At 71.0% G+C, this 7,514-nt stretch carries 2 protein-coding genes; both read left to right on the top strand.

What is annotated here, in order from left to right:
• Positions 1–1,042: acyl carrier protein (locus tag ACYVMZ_RS38950; RefSeq protein WP_461087995.1), on the top strand; the 1,042-nt coding region annotated here is incomplete at its 5' end.
• 87 nt (positions 1,043–1,129) lie between these two features.
• A partial coding sequence (locus ACYVMZ_RS38945) for a type I polyketide synthase (protein ID WP_461087993.1) occupies positions 1,130–7,514 on the top strand: 6,385 nt, incomplete at its 3' end.

Below are 7,514 nucleotides of genomic sequence, written 5' to 3'. Positions count from 1 at the left end.
GCTGGATGCCATGACGGCGGAGCGGTTCGCCACGGTGTTCCGGGCGAAGGTGCAGGCGGCGCTCAATCTGCACGAGTTGACGCTGGACAGCGAGCAGTTGTCGGCGTTCGTCCTGTTCTCCTCGTTCGCCGGACTGGCCGGTGGCGCGGGCCAGGGCGGATACGCGGCGGCCAACGCCTGGCTGGACGGCCTGGCCGAGGCGCGGGAGGCCCGCGGCCTGCCTGCCCTGTCGGTGGCCTGGGGCGCCTGGGCCGGTGCCGGGATGGCGGCCGAGAGCGTGGCGGCCGAGCGGCTGCGGCAGGGGGCGTTGCCCCCGATGGCGCCGGAGCTCGCGATCGAGGCCCTGGCGCAGGCACTCGCCCGTCCGCAGGCGACGACCGTCATCGCCGACATCGACTGGGAGCAGTACCTGTCGGGCGCGGTCGGCGTCGCGCCCAACCCGCTCTTCGCGGACCTGCCCGAGGCCCGCGCTCTGGCCACGGCCCGGAGTGCGGACGGTGCGGACACCGCCGCACCGGACCTGGCACGGCAACTCGCCGCGCTAGCCCGGCCGGAGCAGGACAGGCTCCTGGCGGACCTCGTCCGTTCCCAGGCCGCGGCCGTCCTCGGATACCGCGACGCTGAACAGGTGGATCCCGGACGGGCCTTCCGGGAGCTGGGCTTCGACTCCCTCACCGCTGTGGAGCTGAGGAACAGCCTGGGCACCGCCACCGGGCTGCCGCTGCCGGCGACCCTCGTCTTCGACTACCCCACTCCACTCGCGCTCGCCGAGTACCTCCGGGGCGAACTCCTCCCGGACGCCGCCGACCCGGCCGCGTCGCTGATGGCACAACTGGACGCCCTCGAAGCCGGGTTCTCGGAAGTCGATCCGTCGGAAGCCGAACTCACCACGATCGCCGAACGGCTGCGTGTGCTCCTGGCCCAGTGCACCAAGGACCAGCAACCGGGTGATGCCGATACAACCCGGGTTGCCGATGAGTTGGAATCGGCAACGGACGACGAAATGTTCGAATTCATCAGCAAGGAGTTCGGGATCTCATGACGCCCTGAGAACCCTGAGAACTCAGAGCGTGCCGTGATGCCCCGTCGTGCTGCATTTCCGACTTGTTTCTAGGAGCTAGGCCAGATGGTGAACGACGACAAAATCCGTCGCCTTCTCAAGCAGGTGACCGCGGATCTGCACACGACTCGTCGGCGCGTGCACGAACTCGAGTCCCGGAAGTCGGAACCCATCGCCATCGTCGCGATGAGCTGCCGCTTCCCGGGAGGCGCAATGACCCCCGAGGACCTGTGGCGCATCGTCGCGAACGGTGTGGACACGGTCTCCGCGTTTCCCACGAACCGAGGTTGGGACGTGGAAGGGCTCTACCACCCCGACCCCGACCACCTCGGTACGACGTATGCCCGTGAGGGCGGCTTCGTCCACGCGGCCGATCAATTCGACCCGGCCTTCTTCGGCATTTCCCCCCGCGAGGCCCGGGCCATGGACCCGCAACAGCGGCTCCTCCTCGAAACAGCCTGGGAAGCCATCGAACGCGCCGGAATCGATCCCCTCAGCCTGCGCGGCAGCCGCACCGGCGTATTCGCCGGAACCAACGGCCAGGACTACACGGCGGTCGTGGCCGAGGCGGCCGACTCCACCGAGGGCTATTCAGGTACCGGCAATACCGCGGCCGTGGTCTCCGGACGGCTGTCGTACACCCTGGGCCTCGAAGGGCCCTCCGTCACCGTGGACACGGCGTGCTCCTCGTCGCTGGTGGCGCTGCATCTGGCGGCCCAGGCGCTGCGCCAGGGCGAGTGCACCCTGGCCCTGGCCGGCGGCGTCTCGCTGATGTCCACCCCCACCGCCTTTGTCGAGTTCAGCCGGCAGCGCGGACTGGCGGCCGACGGCCGCTGCAAGCCGTTCGCGGAAGCGGCGGACGGTACGGGGTGGGGTGAGGGTGTCGGTCTGCTGCTGTTGGAGCGGTTGTCGGATGCCCGTCGGAACGGGCATCCGGTCCTGGCGGTGGTGCGGGGTTCGGCCGTCAATCAGGACGGTGCGAGCAACGGGCTCACGGCTCCGAACGGTCCGTCGCAGCAGCGGGTGATCCGGGCCGCGCTCGCCAATGCCGGGCTGACGGCGGGTGATGTGGATGCGGTGGAGGCGCACGGTACGGGGACGACGCTCGGGGATCCGATCGAGGCTCAGGCGCTGCTGGCGACGTACGGGCAGGGGCGGTCTGAGGACCGGCCGCTGTGGCTCGGCTCGATCAAGTCGAACATCGGTCATACGCAGGCGGCTGCGGGTGTGGCCGGTGTGATCAAGATGGTGATGGCGATGCGGCAGGGTGTGTTGCCGCGGACGTTGCATGTGGATGCGCCGAGTTCGCATGTGGACTGGTCGGCGGGCGCTGTGGAGTTGCTGACCGAGGCGCGGGAGTGGCCGGAGCGGGAGGCCGGTGCGCCGCGTCGGGCGGGTGTGTCGTCGTTCGGTGTGAGTGGCACGAACGCGCATGTGATCGTGGAGCAGGCGCCGGTTGAGGAGGAGGGCTCCGCAGAGTCGGTGCCGGTGCCGACCCCGGTGGGCGTGGTGCCGTGGCTGGTGTCGGCTCGTAGTGCGGAGGCACTGCGGGCGCAGGGAGAACGGCTGCGCCAGCACGTGGACGCGTACGGCGATGTTGATCCGGTGGATGTGGGCTGGTCGCTGCTGTCGGGCCGGTCGGCGCTGGAGCACCGGGCGGTGATCCTCGGCAAGGACCGCGACGACCTGCTCCAGGGGCTGGAGGCGTTGGCCTCCGGCGCGCCTGGGGTGGTTTCCGGGGAGGTCGTCGAGGGGCGCCTTGCTGTGGTGTTCACCGGGCAGGGCAGTCAGCGGCTGGGGATGGGCCGGGAGCTGTACGAGAGCTTCCCCGTGTTCGCGGACGCACTGGATGAGGTATGCGCGTACCTGGATCCGCTGCTGGATCGTCCGCTGCGGGAGGTGATGTTCGGGGAGGACGCCGGGCTTCTGGAGCAGACCGGGTATGCGCAGCCGGCGCTGTTCGCCATCGAAGTCGCCTTGTTCCGGCTGGCGGAGTCGTTCGGGCTGCGGCCGGAGATCGTGGGCGGTCATTCGATCGGTGAGTTGGTGGCGGCGTATGTGGCTGGGGTGTGGTCGCTGGAGGATGCGGCCCGGCTGGTGGCGGCGCGTGGTCGGCTGATGCAGGCCCTGCCGGAGGGCGGCGCCATGCTCGCCGTCCAGGCAGCGGAGGGGGATGTCCTGCCGCTGCTGGAGGGCCACGCCGAGCGGGTGGGTATCGCCGCCGTCAACGGCCCGTCCCAGCTGGTGGTTTCTGGGGATCGATCTGTCCTGGAAGACCTGGCGCAGGTCTTCACCGAGCAGGGCCGCAAGACGCGCTGGCTGCGGGTGTCGCACGCGTTCCACTCCCCGCTGATGGAGCCCATGCTCGACGACTTCCGCCGAGTCGCCCAGAACCTGGAGTACCAGGCCCCGTCCCTGCCGGTGGTCTCGAACCTGACCGGTCGCATGGCCACAGCAGACGAACTCCATGACCCGGAGTACTGGGTGCGTCACGTCCGCGAGGCGGTCCGCTTCCACGACGGCCTGACCACACTCGCCGACTTCGGGGCCGTCACGATCCTGGAGCTGGGCCCGGACGCGGTCCTGACCGCGATGGCGCATGACACCCTCATGGCCCCGGAGGCCCAGGCAGGCCTCATCCCGGCCCTGCGCAAGGACCGCCCCGAGCTGGACACGTTCCTGACCGCACTCGCCCAGGCCCACGTCCGCGGCACCACCGTCGACTTCACACCCCTGTTCGCGCCGACCGAGTCCCGCCACCGCGTCGACCTCCCCACCTACGCCTTCCAACGCGACCGCTACTGGCTGGACACCACGTCGGCACCGACCACGAAGCACGGCACGGCACCCGTGGACGAGGCCGAGGCGGCGTTCTGGGAGGCGGTGGAGCGAGGGGACCTCGCACAGTTCGTCACCACGCTGGACATACCCGAGGACGCCCCGCTCTCCTCGGTGCTGCCCGCCCTGACGGCCTGGCGTCGGCAGCAGCGCGAGCGGTCCACCCTCGACAACTGGCGTTACCGCGTCTCCTGGCAGCCACTGGCGGACGTCTCCACGGGAAGGACGGAGCTCACCGGGACCTGGGCCCTGGTGGTCCCGGCCGAGCAAGCCGATGACCCCTGGTACGCCGCTGCCACGCATGCTCTGGCGGCGCACGGTGCCCACACGGTGACGATCCGCGTGCCGGACGAAGCCGCTTCGGACCGCACCGCTGTCGCCGAGCTGATACGCGGGCACGCGGCCGACCTGGCGGGCGTGCTGTCGTTCCTGGCGATGTGCGACGACAGCACGGACGACCTTCTCCCCACGCTCCGCACGGTCACGCTCCTGCAGGCGCTGAACGACGTCGGCGTGGCGGCGAGGGTCTGGGCCGGTACACGCGGTGCCGTGAGCACCGCGTCCTTCGAGGGGCCCGTGGTTCCCGCACAGGCGGCTGTGTGGGGCCTGGGCCGCGTGGCGGCACTGGAACAGCCTCAGTCATGGGGCGGGCTGGTCGATCTCCCCGCGGACGCGGACGCGGACGCGGACGCGGAGGCGGGCAACCAGGCGTGGGACGGCTTGGTCCGGATCCTGGCTTCGTCCTCGGGTGAAGACCAGGTGGCGGTGCGTGGGTCGGGGGTGTTCGTACGGCGGTTGGTGCGGGCGCCGTTCGGGTCGGTGTCGGTGGGTGGTGCCGGGTGGGTGCCGCGGGGGAGTGTGCTGGTCACGGGTGGTACGGGTGCGTTGGGTGGTCATGTGGCGCGGTGGCTGGCGCGGGAGGGTGCTGAGCATCTGATCCTGACCAGTCGGCGTGGTCCGGATGCTCCTGGTGCTGACCGACTCCGTGCCGAGTTGGAGGAGTTGGGTGCCCGGGTGACTCTTGCCGCGTGTGATGTGGCGGATCGGGGGGCGCTGGCGGGGTTGCTGGCACAGGTGCCGGAGGAGTTGCCGCTGACGGGTGTGTTCCACACGGCCGGTGTGCTGGACGACGGTGTGCTCGACCGTATGACCGAAGAGTCTCTCCGGAGCGTTTTCCGGGCGAAGGTGCGCTCGGCCCGTCACCTCGACGAGCTCACCGCGGATCTGGATCTGTCGGCGTTCGTGCTGTTCTCGTCCTTCGCCGGGGTGGCCGGCGGTGCGGGGCAGGGTGCCTACGCGGCGGCCAACGCGTATCTCGACGGACTCGCCGAGGAACGCCGAGCGGCCGGCCGGGCGGCCACGTCCGTCGCCTGGGGCCCCTGGGCCGGCAGCGGGATGGCGGCCGGGGACGCCGCGGCCGAGCGGCTGCGGCACGGCGTGATGCCCCCGATGGATCCGGAGCTGGCGATCACCGCCCTCCACCAGGCGCTCACCCGTGACCAGACGCTCACCGTCGTCAACGACATCGACTGGGAGCAGTACCTCCCCGGGGCCACCGCCCTACGCCCCAGCAAGCTGTTCTCGGAGATCCCCGAGGCCCGCGCCCTCGAAGACCTCGCAGCCCCGGCCGCCGGGGCCACCGCCCCCGCGAACTCCCTCGTGGACCGGCTCAGCCGACTCGCCCCGGAGGAACGGGAAGCGGCGCTCCTGGACGTCGTACGCGAACAGGCGGCGGCCGTCCTCGGCTATCCGAACGCCGACGACATCCAGGTCGGCCGGCCCTTCCGCGAACTCGGTTTCGACTCGCTGACAGCCGTCGAACTGCGGAACGTCCTCGGCACCGCCACAGGGCTCCAGCTCCCCACCACTCTGGTCTTCGACTACCCCACCGCCTCCGTGCTGGCCGCGCACCTGCACACCGAGCTCTTCGCGGACGACACCGCCTCCGGGCTCCCCGAGGCGACCACAGCGAGGCCGAGGGCCGTCGAGGACGACGAACCCCTTGCCATCATCGGCATGAGCTGCCGCTTCCCCGGCGGGGTACGGAGCCCGGAAGAGCTCTGGCACCTCGTGTCCGACGGCATCGACGCGATCGGCGCCTTCCCCGCCGACCGTGGCTGGGACGTCGACGCGCTCTACGACACCGACGCCGCCCAGACCGGCACCTCGTACGTCCGGGAAGGCGGATTCCTCTACGACGCGGGCGAGTTCGACGCCAAGTTCTTCGGCATCAACCCGCGCGAAGCCCTCGCCATGGACCCGCAGCAGCGGCTGCTGCTGGAGACCTCCTGGGAGGCGTTCGAGCGGGCCGGCATCGACCCGACTCGGCTGGGCGGCAGCCAGGTCGGTGTGTTCGCCGGGACCAACGGCCAGGACTACGCCTCCGCTGTCGACCGCATCCCCGACGAGGTGGAGGGTTACCTGGGCATCGGCAACGCCGCCAGCGTCGCCTCCGGCCGCATCTCGTACACCTTCGGCCTGGAAGGCCCGGCGGTCACGGTCGACACGGCCTGCTCCTCCTCCCTGGTCGCCCTGCACCTGGCGGCCCAGGCGCTGCGGCAGGGCGAGTGCGACATGGCTCTGGCGGGCGGCGTGTCCGTGATGTCGACGCCGGGGACCTTCATCGAGTTCAGCCGGCAGCGGGGGCTCGCGACCGACGGCCGCTGCAAGGCGTTCGCGGCCGGGGCGGACGGCACCGGCTGGGGCGAGGGCGTCGGCATGCTCCTCCTCGAGCGGCTGTCGGACGCCCGGCGCAACGGGCACCGGGTGCTGGCGGTGGTGCGGGGTTCGGCCGTCAACCAGGACGGTGCGAGCAACGGCCTCACGGCCCCCAACGGTCCGTCCCAGCAGAGGGTGATCCGGGCCGCGCTGGCGAGCGCCGGGCTGACCACCGCGGATGTGGATGCCGTGGAGGCACACGGCACGGGAACGACTCTCGGCGACCCGATCGAGGCACACGCCCTCCTGGCCACCTATGGGCAGGGGCGCCCCGGAGACCGGCCCCTGTGGCTCGGCTCCATCAAGTCCAACATCGGGCACACGCAGGCGGCCGCGGGCGTGGCCGGTGTGATCAAGATGGTCATGGCGATGCGGCACGGCGTCCTGCCGCGGACGCTGCACGTGGACGAACCGACGCCGCAGGTGGACTGGTCCGCCGGTGCGGTGGAACTGCTCACCGAGCCACGCGAATGGCAGGCCGGGGAGCGCCCACGCCGGGCGGGGGTCTCCGCCTTCGGTGTGAGCGGTACGAACGCGCACGTGATCGTGGAGCAGGTACCGGAGTTCGAGACCGCGCATGAGGTAGAGGCCGGGGAGCCGGTGCTGCCTGGGGTGGTTCCGGTGGTGGTGTCGGCGAAGTCGCCGGAGGCGTTGCGGGGGCAGGCGGCCCGGCTGCGGGAGCACCTGGAGTCGGTCGACGAACTCACCGATTTGGGATGGTCGTTGGCGGTTGGGCGGTCGCGGTTCGAGCATCGGGGTGTGGTGCTGGCCGGGGACCGGGGGGAGCTGCTGGCTGGTTTGGAGCGGCTGGCCGAGGGTGAGTTCGCGGCGGATGGTGTGGTGTCTGGGCGGGCGGTCGGTGGTGCCGTGCGTCCGGTGTTCGTGTTCCCCGGTCAGG

This window comes from Streptomyces deserti (genome assembly GCF_054782695.1).
Note: the sequence above shows the minus strand (reverse complement) of the source record. Positions and strands in the feature narration are given on the sequence as shown.